This is a genomic window from Billgrantia sp. NRB1, assembly GCF_056921725.1.
The window spans coordinates 977,532-991,562 of sequence record NZ_CM167783.1 but is presented as its reverse complement, the minus strand read 5'-3'; the positions used below and the strand labels follow the sequence as shown (position 1 = coordinate 991,562).

Here is a 14,031-nt window from a genome sequence, read left to right as displayed (position 1 = left end):
GTGGGCTCTCCGATAGGGTGTCAGGCATGTCGAAGCGGGCAAGCGTTGCGACGCCCGCCCGCAGGCTCGATCAGAACGGTGAATCGGGGAAGTAGTACTGCTCGGCGTTCTCCTGGGTGATCAGCGGCGAGCCGAGGATGTACTCACCCACCACCGGGCCGTTGGAGACGAAGTTCTGCACGGTGAGATCCATGGCGGTGGCGATCATCGCCGGCGGATAGAGCACGTCGACCGGCACCAGCTCGTCGCCCTCCATGACCCGCGCGATGATGTCCTTCATGCCCGCCCCGCCAACGATGAACAGCTCGTCCTCGCGGTTGGCCTGGCGTACCGCCTCGATCACGCCGAGGGCGATGTCGTCGTCCTGGGCCCACACCGCGTCGATGCGGTCGAAGCGCGCCAGAAAGTCCTGCATCACCTCGAAGCCGTCGTCGCGGTTCCAGTTGGCATGCTGCATGTCGAGGATGTTGATATCGGAGCCTTCGATGGCCTCCTGGAAGCCCTGCACACGCTCTTCGTCGATGACCGTGGGGATCCCGCGCAGCACCACGATGTCGCCCTCACCATCGAGCTGGTCGCGGATGTATTCGCCAGAGACGCGGCCCATCTCGTGGTTGTTGCCGGCCACATAGAGGTCTTCGATGCCCTCCTGTTCGAGCCCGCGATCGACCACGGTGACGAACACACCGGACTCCTTGACGCGGCGCACCGGGTCGGTCAGCGGCCCGGACTCGAAGGGCAACACCACCAGCGCATCGATGTTGCGCTGCGAGACCAGGTCTTCGAGGTCGTTGGCCTGCCCGCCCGGGTCGCTCGCCGTTGAGATGGTGATGGCGATCTCGGGGTGCAGCGCCTCGAGGCGCTCCTTGGCCTGCTCGGCGTGGAAGTTGACCCCGCCGGTCCAGCCGTGGGTGGCGGCAGGAATCGACACGCCGATGGTGACCTCCTGGGCCACGGCGAGCGTGGGAACTCCCAGGGCCGCAGTGGCGGTCAGAGCCGCCAGTGTCATCTTGGTATTTTTCGTGATGGACATGGTGATGCTCCTCTGCTGTTTGTGCTTGTTATCTTGCTGCCTACTCGAGCGCCTCATGGCGCCGACTTCCTCCACGACGCGCGCTGCAGGTACACCGCGACGATGATGATGATCCCCTGCACCGTGCCGTTGAGATAGTTGGAGATGGCATCGGTGAGGTTGAGGATGTTGCCGATCATGGTCAGCATGATCGCCCCCACTACCGTGCCCCAGATGCGCCCGTGCCCGCCCTTGAGCACGGTGCCGCCAATGATCACCGCGGCGATCGCCTCGAGCTCCCAGAGCACCCCGGTGGCGCCCGATGCCGAGCCCAGCCGCGGCACGTAGATGATGGTCGCCAGCGCCACGCACACGCCCTGCAGCATGTAGGTCATGGTCTTGATGCGATCGACGTGGATGGCGCTGTACTCGGCCACCTTCTCGTTGGAGCCGATGGCGAAGCAGTAGCGACCGAAACGGGTATGGTTGAGCAGGATGTAGCCGACTACCGCCACCAGCAGGAACACCAGCACCGGAATTGGGATGCCCATCAGGCTGCCGTAGTAGACCGGCCGATAGAGATCGCGCACCCCCCAGTCCAGCGACAGGGTGCCCCCGTCGGCCAGGTAGGTCACCAGAGAGCGGTAGATCCCCATGGTGCCGAGAGTGACGATGAAAGCCTCGATCTTGCCCTTGGTGGTCACCATGCCGTTGATGAAACCGGCACACAGCCCCAGCAGCAGCGAGGCGCCGATGCCCAGCAGGATGGTGGTGAGGCCGGGGCCGAACTGTTCGACCAGGCTGTTCATGAAGATGATCATCACCCCGGCGATGAAGGCCGCCATCGAGCCCACCGAGAGGTCGAGCCCGCCGGCGGTGATCACGAAGGTGGCGCCGATGGCGATGATGCCGATGAAGGCGCTACGGGTGAGCATGTTGGAGAGGTTGTCCAGCCCCAGGAAGGCGGGATTGATCAACACCCCCAGCAGCGCCAGGGCGACCAGGGCGATGAAGGGCCCCCAGGTCTTGAGGTCGACGGAGACGTGACTCCGAGCGGCTGGCTTGTGGTCAGGCACGGCGTTGTTCATCGGCTCCTACCCCCTTGATCCCGGATGCGTACTGCATGATGTCGTGTTCGTTTATCTGCTCGCCCTCGAGCACGCCGGTCAGCACCCCGGCGCACATCACCGCGACCCGATGCGAGAGGCCGATCAGCTCGGCCATTTCCGAGGAGATCAGGATCACCGAGCGGCCGGCGTCGGTAAGTTCGCGCACGAAGTGGTAGATCTGGTGCTTGGTACCCACATCGATGCCCCGGGTCGGCTCGTTGATGATCACGATCTCGGGATCGATGGACATCACCTTGGCCAACAGCAGCTTCTGCTGGTTGCCGCCGGAGAGCTCCGCGGCGGTGGCCGCCTGGGTGCGCAGGCGGATGTCGAAGCGCTCGATGGCCTCCTGGAAGGCCTGCTCTTCGCGACGCCGGTCGATCAGCGGCCGGCAGTAGGCGCGCAGGTTGAGTAGCGTGAGATTGGGGCGCAGGCCCATGTTGAGGACCAGGCCCTTGCCCTTGCGGTCTTCGGTGAGATAGGCAATGCGATGGCGCACGGCATCGCGCAGATGGCGAAGCGTCACCGGCCGGCCGTTGCGCAGCACCTCGCCCGCGCTGCGGCCGCGCAGCCCCAGCAGCGCCTCGATCAGCGCCGTGCGCCCGGCGCCGACCACCCCACCGAAGCCCAGCACCTCGCCGCGACGCAGGGTGAAGCTCGCCTGTTTCACGGCCCCGGGTACCACCATGTCGCGAGCCTCCAGCACCACCTCGGCGTCGCTGGCCAGCGCACTGCGCTCGGGGTACATGTCGGTGATCTCTCGCCCCACCATCAGCCGCGCCAGCTCTTCCTTGCTGCGCCCGGCCATCGGCCCACTATCGATCAAGCGACCGTCGCGCAGCACCGTGACCCGGTCGGCGATACGCTCGATCTCGCGCAGCTTGTGGGAGATGTAGAGGATCGCCACGCCGCGCTGGCGCAGCCGCCCGATCAGCGCGAACAGCACCTCCACTTCATGCTCGGTGAGCGTGGCCGTGGGTTCATCCATGATCAGTACCCGCACGTCGCGGGTGATCGCCTTGGCGATCTCGACCATCTGCTGGTCGGAGGTGCTGAGCTCCTTGACCCTGGCGCGCGGGTCGACCCGGGTTTCGAGCGCTGCCAGCGCCTCACGGCAGCGCTCGCGCATGACGCGACGGTCGAGGAAGGGGCCGCGGCGCAGCTCACGCCCCAGGAAGATGTTCTCCTCCACCGTCAGCTGCTCGGCCAGGACCAGTTCCTGATGGATCATCACGATGCCGTCGGCTTCGGCGTCACCGCTGCTGCGGTAGCGACGCGCCTCGCCATCCAGGCGGACATCCCCCTCGGTCGGACTCAGGTAGCCGGAGAGAATCTTGACCAGGGTCGACTTGCCGGCGCCGTTCTCGCCCAGCAGCGCATGCACCTCGCCGGGCACCAGATCGAGGTCGATATCGAACAGCACCTGATTGGGACCAAACGAGCGGCAAATGCGGCGGGCCGACAGCAGCGGGGGGTTGTGATCGCTCATTAGCCCCACCCCGCATCGACCGAGAATTCGTGGCCCGTCAGCTGGGCGCTGTCGTCGGCCGCCAGGAACAGCACCATCGGCGCCACGTGCTCAGGCGCCAGGCGCACCTTGAGGCACTGATGCTCGCGGATGCGCGTTTCATCGTCGGGGCCGATCCATTTGTCGAGCTGCCGCTCGGTCATGATGCAGCCGGGCACCACCGTATTGACGCGGATATTCTGCTCGCCCAGGTCGCGGGCCAGGCTGCGCGTCAGACCGTGCACCGCCGCCTTGGCGGTGACGTAGGCGGAGAGGTTGCCCAGCGCCAGACGCACGCTGATCGAGCCGAAATTGATGATCGAACCGCCACCGGCCTGGGCCATCCGCTCGGCCACCGCCTGGCTCGAGAAGAACATCGGGCGCAGGTTGAGCGACATGCGCTCGTCCCAGTACTCGACGCTCACCTCACGCCAATCGTGGCGGTCGTCGTTGGCGGCATTGTTGATCAGGGTGCGAATCGGCCCCAGGCGCTCACTGACCTCATCGATGACGGCCTGCAGCGCGGCGATGTTACGGATATCGCAGTGTCGATAGCAGGGCGCGCGGCCGGTCCGGGCCTCGAGCTCACGGCACAGCGCTTGGCTTGCCGCATCGTCGATATCGATGAACGCTACTCGCGCCCCCTGGTGATGAAAGGCCCTCACCAGGGCGGCACCGATCCCACCACCGCCACCGGTAACGAAGACGACGCGCTCGGCAAGACTGGGATAGCAAGCCATCGGCTCGCGCATGGCAATCTCCCTTGTTGTTGTCGTTGAAGGAGTGAAGCGTTTGGCGCTGATTTACTTTAGACGCTAAAATAAATACCCATCCATGCAACTTAAGTCGCATGCATCACGCCGCGGAGCCTTGCCTGGCCAATCGGGTCGGGGTGACTCTGGTAGACTTTCCATGACGTAACGCAACGGCGATATCCATGGCCTCTCAGCCACACGACAGCAGCCGCCACGACAACACCCTGGCGGTGATTCGCACCCTTCGCGAACGCGGGCCGGTGGCTCGCGTCGACCTCGGTGCCCTCAACGGCATCAGCTCGGCGACCGTCACTTCGATCAGTGCCGACCTGCTTCAGCAGCGACTCATCACCGAACTGCCCCCCGACGGATCACGCCCCAGCGGTCGTGGGCGCCCCAAGACGCTGATCCGGCTCGCCCCCGACGCCGCCTGCGTCATCTGCGTCAAGCTGTCGATCAATGAGTTGCAGCTGGTGGTGGGTAACTACGCCGGCCAGGTGCACTACAGCGAACACCATGCCGTGCCCACCCTGAGCCTGACGCCGGATGATCTCGTGGCGCTGCTCGAGGAGAAGATTGCCGCGGTGCGCGCCACGGCACTGGCCAGCCACCGCCGGCTAGTGGGGATCTGCCTGGCGGTGCAGGGCGTGGTGTCATCCCACAGTGGCACGCTGATCTGGTCACCGGCATTGAGCTTTCGCAATACGCCGCTGGCACCGCCCCTGGCAGAGCGCTTCGACTGCCCGGTGCTGCTCGAAAACGACGCCAACTGCATCGCCAGCGTGCTGGCCGCGCAGCCCGCCTACGCCGGCTACCCCAATCTGGCGGTGATCATGCTGGGCTACGGCATCGGCATGTCGGTGATGATCGACGGCGTGCCGTTTCTGGGAGCCAACGGCTCCGCCGCGGAGTTCGGCCACAGCAAGTACCAGCCGGGGGGCGCCCAGTGCGCCTGCGGCAAGCGCGGCTGCATCGAGGCCTATGCCAGCGACTACGCGCTCTATCGCGAGGCCCGTGAGGTACTCGAGCTGCCCGCCGGCGACAGCGCCCACCCCTCAGAGGCACAAATGCAGGCCCTGACCCAGTTGGCCATGCAGGGCAACCCCGAGGCCCGGCGCATCTTCGCCGAGGCGGGGCGGGCATTGGGCTACGGCATGGCCAATCTGCTGGCGCTGTTCAATCCCGACCTGGTGCTGGTGACCGGCTCCGGGGTACGCGGCTACGCCGCCATGCAGGAGAGCATGCAGGACGCCATCGACGAGGCGCTGGTCAGCGAGCTGATCGGCCCCACCCGGATTGCCAGTTGCCCCTGGGATCGCGACATGACCTGCCTGGGGGGCATCGCGATTTCCCTGCAGGCCGCCGACTCGCAGATTCTAAGCGACGGACAGGCGAGCTAGCCGAGTCCAAGCCGGCTTCATCGCTCAAGGCAGGCCGTCCGTAGATTCTGGCGAGGGCAAGCACTGCACCCGACTCTCCCGCAGGGGGCAACACGCGTCTCAGGGCAGCTCGACGCAGCGCCCCAGCGAGCTGGCACCAGGTTCGATCCCCAGCGCCTCGGCGGTGCCGGCCAGCACCGCCTGGGCGGCCAGGAAGGCCTCTCGCGGGCGCCGCATGCGAATGCTCTCCATCAGCTGGCGATGCCGCTCGAGACTCTCCTCCGGGTCGCTGGCATTCTCATTGGACATCCACACCAGCAGGTGGATCGAGGGGCGCAGGATATGCGAGAGCTGGGCCCAGACGATGTTGTGGGTGGCCTTGAAGATCGCCACGTGAAAGGCCACGTCGCATTCGCTGTGCAAGCGCCGCTCCTCCGGGCAGCCGGCGTTGCGCAGGTTCTGCCCGAGGCCTTCGAAGGCCTCCTCGATGGCGACCAGGTCGCGGGCCTTGGCCCGACGCGCCGCGGTCATCGCCACATAGGGCTCGACATCGAGACGAAAGGCCAGGATCTCGCGCTGGATATCGGGGTTGGGCGCCGCATAGTGGGTCATCCACTCGGTCACCTGGGGGTCGAGGATATGCCACTCGCTGTACTCGCGAACCTTGGAGCCGTGGCCGGAAATCCGCTCGATGATGCCGGCATCGACCAGCTGACGAAGGTCGCTGCGCACCGCTGAGCGATTGATGGCGAAGCGCTCGCAGAGATCCAGCTCGCGGGGCACGAAGTCCCCGGGCTGATAGCGACCGGCGAAGATCGCCTCGGCCAGGTGTTCGGCGATGCTGGGGCGGGAGCCGGGCTTGGGGGCCGCGAGCCGGGAGCGTGAAGACGTCAAAGCAGTGAGATCCTGTTGCGATTCCTGGGCATGATAACGTATTCCCTCGATCGGCCGGATGGGCCCCGCCACCGATCAGTGGTTGTCCCGCGGCGGGCTCCGCCGGGCCACGTCGCGGTAGCGGGTGGCCGGCTCCAGCGTCATGCCGCGATCCAGCGGCTCCACCAGGGTGCGCTGAATCTCCTGCCAGGGCGTCTGGTGGTCGGGGTAGCGATAGCCGCCCCGGGCCTCGAGACGCTCGCGCCGCGCGGCCAGTTCGGCGTCGTCGATCAGCAGCCGCACCTCGCGCCGGCCCAGGTCGATGCGCAGCCGGTCGCCGTCCTCGAGCAGCGCCAGGCCGCCGCCGGTGGCGGCCTCCGGGGCGGCGTTGAGGATCGACGGCGACCCCGACGTCCCCGACTGGCGGCCGTCGCCGAGGCACGGCAGCGACTCGGTGCCGGCGCGAATCAGCGCTTCCGGGGGCTGCATATTGACCACCTCGGCGCCGCCGGGGTGGCCCACCGGCCCCGCGCCGCGCATCACCAGGACGGTGCGCTCGTCGATGCCCAGCGCCGGGTCGTCGATGCGGGCGTGGTAGTCCTCGGAGCCGTCGAACACCACCACCCGGCTTTCGAAGGCCTCGGGGTCCGAGGGGTCGCTGAGAAAGCGCGCGCGGAAGTCGCTGGAGATCACGCTGGTCTTCATCAGCGCCGAGTCGAACAGGTTGCCCTTGAGGTTGAGAAAGCCGGCGTGCTCGACCAGCGGCTCGGCGTAGCGGCAGATCACCTCGGGATCCTCGATGCCGCGCCCCGCCAGGTTGTCCGCCAGGCGGCATCCATTGACGGTCTGAACGTCGCCGTGCAGCTTGCCGGCGGCGAGCAGCTCGCTCATCACCGCCGGCACGCCGCCGGCACGATGAAACTCCTCGGAGAGGTAGGCGCCGGCCGGCATCACGTTGGCCAGCAGCGGTATCTCGTGACCCAGGCGCTGCCAGTCGTCGTTGGTGAGCTCGACGCCGGCATGCCGGGCGATGGCGTTGACATGGATCGGGGCATTGCTGGAGCCGCCCAGCGCCGAACAGGTGACGATGGCGTTCTCGAAGGCCTCGCGGGTGAGAATATCGCTGGGGCGCAGGTCCTCCCAGACCATCTCGACGATGCGCTCGCCGGTCTGGTAGGCGACCATGGCGCGCGCCTTGTAGGGCGCCGGGATCATCGCCGAGCCGGGCAGGCTCATGCCCAGCGCCTCGGCCATGGAGTTCATGGTGGAGGCGGTGCCCATGGTGTTGCAGTGCCCCACCGAGGGCGCCGAGTCGGTGGCCCGGGCCAGGAACTCGGCGTAGTCGATGTCGCCGGCGGCCAGCCGCTTGCGCAGCTCCCAGATGATGGTGCCGGAGCCCACCCGCTCCTTGTCCCGCCAGCCGTTGAGCATGGGCCCGCCGGAGAGCACGATGGCCGGGATATTGACCGTGGCCGCGGCCATCAGCGCCGCCGGGGTGGTCTTGTCGCAGCCGGTGGTCAGCACCACGCCGTCCAGCGGATAGCCGTGCAGCACCTCCACCAGACCCAGGTAGGCGAGGTTGCGGTCCAGCGCCGCGGTGGGCCGGCGCACGTTCTCGTGAATCGGGTGCATCGGAAATTCGAAGGGCACCCCGCCGGCGGCGCGAATGCCGTCCTTGACGCGCTTGACCAGCTCGATGTGGTGGCGATTGCAAGGTGTGAGGTCCGAGCCCGACTGGCAGATGCCGATGATCGGCTTGCCGCTGGTCAACTCGTCCAGGGTCAGGCCGTAGTTGAGATAGCGCTCGATGCACAGCGCCGTGGTGCCGGGGTGCTCGGGGTTGTCGAACCAGTAGCGCGAGCGAAGCTGCTCGGGGTCGACCTTGTGGTGTGTCGTCATCGTCTCCGCTCCATCCGCTGGGTTGATGCCAGATCAACGACGCCTTCATCCCGTTCGGTGCAGACGGCCTGCCGGGCCATCTCGGCTGTTTCCGTCAGCCGGGCCGGATGGGACACGTGTCGCCGCGATGCTGGCACCTTACTCCCCCACGCGCCGGATAGTCGATACATACAAAAGTATATGTTGAACAAATTGGCAATAAGTTCGACATTCCAGTGGCGGACGACGCAATCGGTGCGGCTTACTGCGGTACCCCCCATAACAATCAATGTCACCCTGGAGACTCACCCATGCTCCCAATCTGGCGTACCACGCTCACGCTGGCCGGCGCGGCCACCCTCTCTGTCAGCCTCGCTCACGCCCAGACCCCCGACCTCTCTGCGCCTCCCGCCATCGAAGGCGACACGGTCGGCGATCACGGCAGCGTCACCCTGCGCATGGGGATCGGCCTGGCCGAGACCTCGCCCCAGTACCTTTCGACCCAGTACTTCGCCGATATCCTCGACCAGCGCAGCGAAGGGCGCATCAGCGTCAACATCTTCCCCAACAGCCAGCTCGGCGACGACGTGCAGATGATGGAGATGCTGCAGACCGGCTCGCTGGACATGACCTATCCGTCGAGCTCGCCGGCCACCACCTATGTCAGCGAGCTGGCGGTGTTCGACCTGCCGTTCCTGCTGCCGACCCGCGAGGCGGCCATCGCCGTGCTCAACAGCGAGGTCGCCCAGGCGATGCTCGACGGCTTCGAAGGCACCGGCATCAAGGCCCTGGCGTTCTCCGAGAACGGCTTCCGCCAGCTCTCCAACAGCGCGCGGCCGGTCGCCACGCCGGAGGACGTGGCCGGCCTCGACGTGCGCGGCCTGTCGGTGCGCACCATGGAGAACCCGGTGCACCTGTCGATCTGGGAGACCCTCGGGGCCAACCCCACGCCGATGGCCTTCGGCGAGCTGTTCTCGGCCATGGAGCAGGGCGTGGTCGACGGCCAGGAAAACCCCTGGAGCACCATCCTCACCTCCAACTTCTATGAGGTGCAGGACTACGGCTCCGAAACCCGCCACGTCTACACGCCGTTCATCAAGATGATCTCCGAGCGCACCTGGAACCGCCTCGACGAGGAGTATCAGGCGCTGATTCAGGAAGCCGCCCGCCAGGCCGCCGAGTACGAGATCCAGCTGGCCACCGAGTATGACGACTGGTCCCGCGATCAGCTCGAAGCGCGCGGCATGCAGATCACTCGCCTCGACGACGACCAGATCGCCGCCTTCCAGGAGGCCGTGCAGCCGGTCTACGAGGAGTGGGCGCCGCGCATCGGCGAGGACCTGGTCGCCGAGATCCAGCAGATCGTCGAACAGACCATGAACGACTAAGGCGTCTGCCCTCGGGCAACCCATGAGTCAGACGCGGGGCACGCTGCCCCGCGTCCTGTCCGTCCGCGTTTGGAGCGCCTATGCAACCCTCTCACTCCCCGCCGGACCCGGCGGAGTTTCTCGACGACCCGCGCCGCCAGCCGCTGGAGATCGATACCGAGCAGCGCCGCGGCCCCGCGCCGTTCCGCTGGCTGACCGTGGCCATGGAGCACCTGATCGCCACGATCCTGGTGGCCCTGATCGTCTCGGTGTCGGCCAACGTCATCGGCCGGGCGCTGCTCAACCGCTCGCTGCCCTGGGCCGATGAGCTGGCGCGCATGCTGTTCATCTGGCTGGTGTTCATCGGCGCCGCCGCGGCCTTCGCGCGCTTCGAGCATATCGCCGTCGACCTGCTGCTGCGCAAGCTGCCGGCGCGCGCCGCCTACGGCCTCTACCTGATCCAGCACCTGCTGATCACCGGCCTGATGATCGTGATCATGGTCGGCGGCTACCTCGTCATTTCCCGTTCCACCGGGCGCACCGCGATCCTCGGCGTGCCCTGGAACCTGATCAATCTCTCGCTGGTGCTGTGCGCCGCCTTCATCGCCGCGGTGGCGATCTGGCGCGCCTGGGGCGCCGCCCGCCTGATGCTCGGCGCCCGCTAGGAGGCCTCTGTCATGCTCTGGATCTTTCTCGGCATTCTGTTCGCCTCCCTGGCCCTGGGCCTGCCGATCGCCTTCGGGCTGGGCATCGCCGCGGTGGTGATGGCGGTGATCTCCGATATCCCGCTGTCGATCCTCATCGAACAGTCGGTGCGCGGGATCAATAATTTCCCGCTGCTGGCCATCCCCTTCTTCATCCTGGTCGGCGAGGTGATGAGCGCCGGCGGCATCGCCCGGCGACTGATGGAGCTGGCCGGCGCGCTGGTCGGCTTCATCCGCGGGGGGCTGGGCCAGGTGGCGATCACCGGCTCGATGTTCTTCGGCGGCATCAGCGGCTCGGCGGTGGCCGATACCGCCGCCACCGGCTCGATGATGATCCCGTCGATGAAGCAGCAGGGCTATTCGGCGCCCCAGGCCACGGCGATCAACACCGTCTCCTCGGTGATCGGCATCATCATTCCGCCGTCGATTCCGCTGATCCTCTACGGCATCGTCACCGAGACCTCGATCAGCCGGCTGTTCATCGCCGGCATCGTGCCGGGGGTGATGATCGGTCTCGGGCTGATGGTTACCACCTTCATCATGGCCAGCTTCGGCGGCGCCGGGCAGACCCGCACGTTCCGCCTCGGCCCGCTGTGGCAGGCGTTCAAGGCCGCCTGGCTGGCGCTGGTGCTGCCGGTGATCGTGGTCGGCGGCATCATCGGCGGGGTCTTCACTGCCACCGAGGCGGCGGTCGCCGCGCTGCTCTACTCGCTGTTCATCTCGCTGGCGGTCTACCGCGAGTTCCACGTGCGCGAGCTGTGGGGGATGCTGATCCGCACCGCCAGGCTCACCGGCATGGTGCTGCTGCTGCTGGCCTTCGCCACGGTGATCGCCTGGTTTCTGACCATCAACATGGTGCCCCAGACCCTGGTGACCCAGGTGCAGGCGATCACCCAGGACCCGTTTTGGCTGCTGCTGATCGTCGCCGGTCTGCTGCTGCTGGTGGGCTTCGTGATGGACCTGACCCCGGCGATGGTGATCATGGCACCGATGCTGACGCCGATCGTCACCTCGGTGGGCATCGACCCGGTCTACTTCGGCGTCTTGATGGCGTTCATCCTCGGCATCGGGCTGCTGACGCCGCCGGTGGGCACCTGCCTGTACGTCGGCTGCGGGGTGGGCAAGGTGACCATGGAGCAGCTGGTCAAGGCGATGCTGCCCTACTACGCCACCCTGCTGGTCATGGCGGTGATCCTGATCGCCTTCCCCGGCCTGGTGACCTGGCTGCCCGATCTCGCCGCCGTGCGTGGCAACTGATCGGCCCCGTGCACATCCGACACGAGAGACACAATGAAGATCACCCGACTCAGGACATGGCAGGTGCCGCCTCGCTGGCTGTTCCTCAAGATCGAGACCGACGAGGGCTGCTACGGCTGGGGCGAGCCGGTCGTCGAGGGACGTGCCGCCACCGTGGAGGCCGCCGTTCACGAGTTGGCCGACCTCCTGGTGGGCCAGGATCCCCAACGCATCGAGCACCTCTGGAACCGGATGTACCGCGGCGGCTTCTACCGCGGCGGGCCGATCCTGATGAGCGCCATCGCCGGCATCGACCAGGCGCTATGGGACCTCAAGGGCCGCCATCTAGGGGTGCCGGTGCATCAGCTGCTGGGCGGCGCGGTGCGCGACCGCATGCGCATGTACGCCTGGACCGGTGGCGACCGCCCCAGCGACGTCGGTGCGGGTGCCCAGGCACTGGTGGCGCAGGGCTTCACCGCCTTCAAGATGAACGGCACGGCGGAACTGGCGATCGTCGACTCCCACCGCAAGGTCGACGAGGCGGTGGCCCGGGTGGCCGAGGCCCGTGAGGCCGTGGGCCCCGACGTCGGCATCGCCATCGATTTCCACGGCCGGGTGCATCGCCCCATGGCCAAGGCGCTGCTGCGCGAGCTCGAGCCTTTCCACCCCCTGTTCGTCGAGGAGCCGGTGGCCCCCGAGCACCTGCCCTGCCTCAGCCAGATCGCCGGCGGGCTCGGCTACCCCCTGGCCACCGGCGAGCGCCTTCACACCCGCTTCCAGTTCCGCGACCTGCTGGTCGACGGCATGGTCGACATCGTCCAGCCCGACCTCTCCCACTGCGGCGGCATCAGCGAGGGGCTGAAAATCGCTGGCCTGGCCTCGGCCTTCGATGTGGCGCTGGCGCCCCACTGCCCGCTGGGCCCGCTGACCCTGGCGGCCTCGCTGCAGCTGGATGCGGTCAGCCACAACGCCTTCATCCAGGAGCAGAGCATGGGCATCCACTACAACCGGGATAACGACGTCCTCGACTACCTGGTGGACAAGTCGGCGCTGGCCATCGAGGAGGGCTTCTGTGCCATCCCCCAGGGGCCAGGGCTCGGAGTGGAGATCGACGAGGCCTTCGTCGAGGAGCGAGCCCGTATCGGCCACCGCTGGCGCAACCCGCTGTGGACCCACGAAGACGGCTCGGTGGCCGAATGGTGAGCGAAAGCATCCGCGAGCGCGTCCGCTGGGTCGGCGTTGACTGGGGGTCAAGCCGGCTTCGCGCCTGGGCGCTGGACGCCGGTGACGCCGTCCTGGCCCGCGGCAGCAGCGACCGCGGCATGCTCTCGCTGGCCCCCGACGAGTACGAGGATGCCCTGCTGCGGGTGATCGGCGACTGGCTGCCCGACCGCGACCAACGGAACGTGCTGGTCTGCGGCATGGCAGGTGCGCGACAGGGCTGGCGAGAAGCCGCCTACCTGCCGGTGCCGACCCGGTTGAACGCCATGGCTCGGGGGGCCGTGGCGCCACGGTGCCAGGATCCGCGGCTGCGGGTCCGGCTGCTGCCGGGGCTCTGCCAGACCACCGACGGCCACTTCGACGTGATGCGTGGCGAGGAGACCCAGCTCGCCGGCCTGGTAGCCAGTGAGCCCGAGGCCTCGGGCCTCGTCTGCCTGCCCGGCACCCACGCCAAGTGGGCTCGCCTCGATAAAGGCGCGGTGACCCATTTCACCACCTTTCTGACCGGCGAGCTCTACGCGCTGCTGTCCCGACAGTCGGTGCTGAGACACTCCCTGGAGCAGGATCAGGGGCAGGACGAGAACGATCTGGCCGATCCCGGCGACCATGAGGCCTTCGTCAAGGCCGTCCGCGAGAGCCTGGCCGCCCCGGGACGCTACTCGTCGCGTCTGTTCGGCCTGCGCGCCGCCGACCTGCTGGACGCCGACCTGCCCCCCGGCAGGGCTCGCGCCACCCGGCTGGCGGCACGCCTCTCTGGGCTCACCATCGGCCTGGAGCTCGCCGGCCTGCCCCTCTCGGCCCCGGACGCCGCGACACCCGGCCCCGTTACCCTGATCGGCGACGCCGCGCTCTGCGACCGCTATGCCCTGGCGCTGGAGGCCGCCGGCCACACCAGCCGCTGCCTGAAGGGTGAGCGCGCCGGACTGGCCGGCCTCGCCCTGGCCCATCGAACCCTGCAACCCCTCGCCGACTGAGACACGACACGGGAGA

The 14,031-nt window shown here is 67.4% G+C and carries 12 protein-coding genes; 6 read left to right on the top strand and 6 right to left on the bottom strand.

The annotated features are described in order from the left end of the window. Positions 1 to 70: 70 nt before the first annotated feature. From ACZIYR_RS04515 to ACZIYR_RS04500, 4 genes are read right to left on the bottom strand one after another with little or no spacing between them, the layout of a single operon-like run. Positions 71 to 1,033 carry an ABC transporter substrate-binding protein gene (locus ACZIYR_RS04515; protein ID WP_473032585.1) on the bottom strand — a complete coding sequence of 321 codons (963 nt, stop codon included), beginning with the start codon at positions 1,031 to 1,033 and terminating at the stop codon, positions 71 to 73. 53 nt (positions 1,034 to 1,086) lie between these two features. Beyond that, positions 1,087 to 2,100, bottom strand: a complete 1,014-nt coding sequence (locus tag ACZIYR_RS04510; RefSeq protein ID WP_483528356.1) for an ABC transporter permease — start codon at positions 2,098 to 2,100, stop codon at positions 1,087 to 1,089. Continuing rightward, the gene (locus ACZIYR_RS04505; RefSeq protein WP_483528355.1) at positions 2,081 to 3,610 is read right to left on the bottom strand and encodes a sugar ABC transporter ATP-binding protein; all 1,530 of its coding nucleotides are present in this window, start codon (positions 3,608 to 3,610) and stop codon (positions 2,081 to 2,083) included. The genes ACZIYR_RS04510 and ACZIYR_RS04505 overlap by 20 nt, the downstream gene beginning before the upstream one ends. Continuing rightward, positions 3,610 to 4,380 carry an SDR family NAD(P)-dependent oxidoreductase gene (locus ACZIYR_RS04500; RefSeq protein WP_483528354.1) on the bottom strand — a complete coding sequence of 257 codons (771 nt, stop codon included), beginning with the start codon at positions 4,378 to 4,380 and terminating at the stop codon, positions 3,610 to 3,612. Before ACZIYR_RS04500 ends, ACZIYR_RS04505 begins: the two co-directional genes overlap by 1 nt. Before the next feature lie 185 nt (positions 4,381 to 4,565). On the opposite strand from ACZIYR_RS04500, the gene ACZIYR_RS04495 reads away from it, so the two are divergent. Then, the gene (locus ACZIYR_RS04495) at positions 4,566 to 5,783 is read left to right on the top strand and encodes an ROK family protein (RefSeq protein ID WP_483528353.1); all 1,218 of its coding nucleotides are present in this window, start codon (positions 4,566 to 4,568) and stop codon (positions 5,781 to 5,783) included. Positions 5,784 to 5,882: 99 nt separating this feature from the next. Here the strand turns inward: ACZIYR_RS04495 and ACZIYR_RS04490 are convergent, their stop codons facing one another. Further along, positions 5,883 to 6,656: a FadR/GntR family transcriptional regulator gene (locus tag ACZIYR_RS04490; protein ID WP_473032580.1), complete on the bottom strand. Its 774-nt coding sequence runs from the start codon at positions 6,654 to 6,656 to the stop codon at positions 5,883 to 5,885. 75 nt (positions 6,657 to 6,731) lie between these two features. After that, complete coding sequence (locus tag ACZIYR_RS04485; protein WP_483528352.1) at positions 6,732 to 8,534, bottom strand: IlvD/Edd family dehydratase; 1,803 nt, start codon at positions 8,532 to 8,534, stop codon at positions 6,732 to 6,734. A gap of 290 nt (positions 8,535 to 8,824) precedes the next feature. Between ACZIYR_RS04485 and ACZIYR_RS04480 the strand changes: the two genes are divergently transcribed. From ACZIYR_RS04480 to ACZIYR_RS04460, 5 genes are all read left to right on the top strand, one after another. After that, complete coding sequence (locus tag ACZIYR_RS04480) at positions 8,825 to 9,901, top strand: TRAP transporter substrate-binding protein (protein WP_483528351.1); 1,077 nt, start codon at positions 8,825 to 8,827, stop codon at positions 9,899 to 9,901. Between the two features lie 80 nt (positions 9,902 to 9,981). Continuing rightward, entirely contained in the window at positions 9,982 to 10,545 is a 564-nt protein-coding gene (locus ACZIYR_RS04475) for a TRAP transporter small permease (protein WP_483528350.1), read from the top strand. Positions 10,546 to 10,557: 12 nt separating this feature from the next. Beyond that, positions 10,558 to 11,841, top strand: coding sequence for a TRAP transporter large permease (locus tag ACZIYR_RS04470; RefSeq protein ID WP_483528349.1), 1,284 nt, complete (start codon positions 10,558 to 10,560; stop codon positions 11,839 to 11,841). Between the two features lie 33 nt (positions 11,842 to 11,874). Continuing rightward, the gene (dgoD, locus tag ACZIYR_RS04465) at positions 11,875 to 13,023 is read left to right on the top strand and encodes a galactonate dehydratase (protein ID WP_483528348.1); all 1,149 of its coding nucleotides are present in this window, start codon (positions 11,875 to 11,877) and stop codon (positions 13,021 to 13,023) included. Then, the gene (locus tag ACZIYR_RS04460; RefSeq protein ID WP_483528347.1) at positions 13,017 to 14,015 is read left to right on the top strand and encodes a 2-dehydro-3-deoxygalactonokinase; all 999 of its coding nucleotides are present in this window, start codon (positions 13,017 to 13,019) and stop codon (positions 14,013 to 14,015) included. Before dgoD ends, ACZIYR_RS04460 begins: the two co-directional genes overlap by 7 nt. Positions 14,016 to 14,031 lie beyond the last annotated feature (16 nt).

What these genes read in the sequence shown, in the direction of transcription:
- ACZIYR_RS04485 (WP_483528352.1), bottom strand. Translation starts at nt 8,534, where the DNA reads ATGACGACACACCACAAGGTCGACCCCGAGCAGCTTCGCTCGCGCTAC.
- dgoD (WP_483528348.1), top strand. Translation starts at nt 11,875, where the DNA reads ATGAAGATCACCCGACTCAGGACATGGCAGGTGCCGCCTCGCTGGCTG.
- ACZIYR_RS04470 (WP_483528349.1), top strand. Translation starts at nt 10,558, where the DNA reads ATGCTCTGGATCTTTCTCGGCATTCTGTTCGCCTCCCTGGCCCTGGGC.
- ACZIYR_RS04495 (WP_483528353.1), top strand. Translation starts at nt 4,566, where the DNA reads ATGGCCTCTCAGCCACACGACAGCAGCCGCCACGACAACACCCTGGCG.
- ACZIYR_RS04475 (WP_483528350.1), top strand. Translation starts at nt 9,982, where the DNA reads ATGCAACCCTCTCACTCCCCGCCGGACCCGGCGGAGTTTCTCGACGAC.
- ACZIYR_RS04500 (WP_483528354.1), bottom strand. Translation starts at nt 4,380, where the DNA reads ATGCGCGAGCCGATGGCTTGCTATCCCAGTCTTGCCGAGCGCGTCGTC.
- ACZIYR_RS04505 (WP_483528355.1), bottom strand. Translation starts at nt 3,610, where the DNA reads ATGAGCGATCACAACCCCCCGCTGCTGTCGGCCCGCCGCATTTGCCGC.
- ACZIYR_RS04515 (WP_473032585.1), bottom strand. Translation starts at nt 1,033, where the DNA reads ATGTCCATCACGAAAAATACCAAGATGACACTGGCGGCTCTGACCGCC.
- ACZIYR_RS04480 (WP_483528351.1), top strand. Translation starts at nt 8,825, where the DNA reads ATGCTCCCAATCTGGCGTACCACGCTCACGCTGGCCGGCGCGGCCACC.
- ACZIYR_RS04510 (WP_483528356.1), bottom strand. Translation starts at nt 2,100, where the DNA reads ATGAACAACGCCGTGCCTGACCACAAGCCAGCCGCTCGGAGTCACGTC.
- ACZIYR_RS04460 (WP_483528347.1), top strand. Translation starts at nt 13,017, where the DNA reads ATGGTGAGCGAAAGCATCCGCGAGCGCGTCCGCTGGGTCGGCGTTGAC.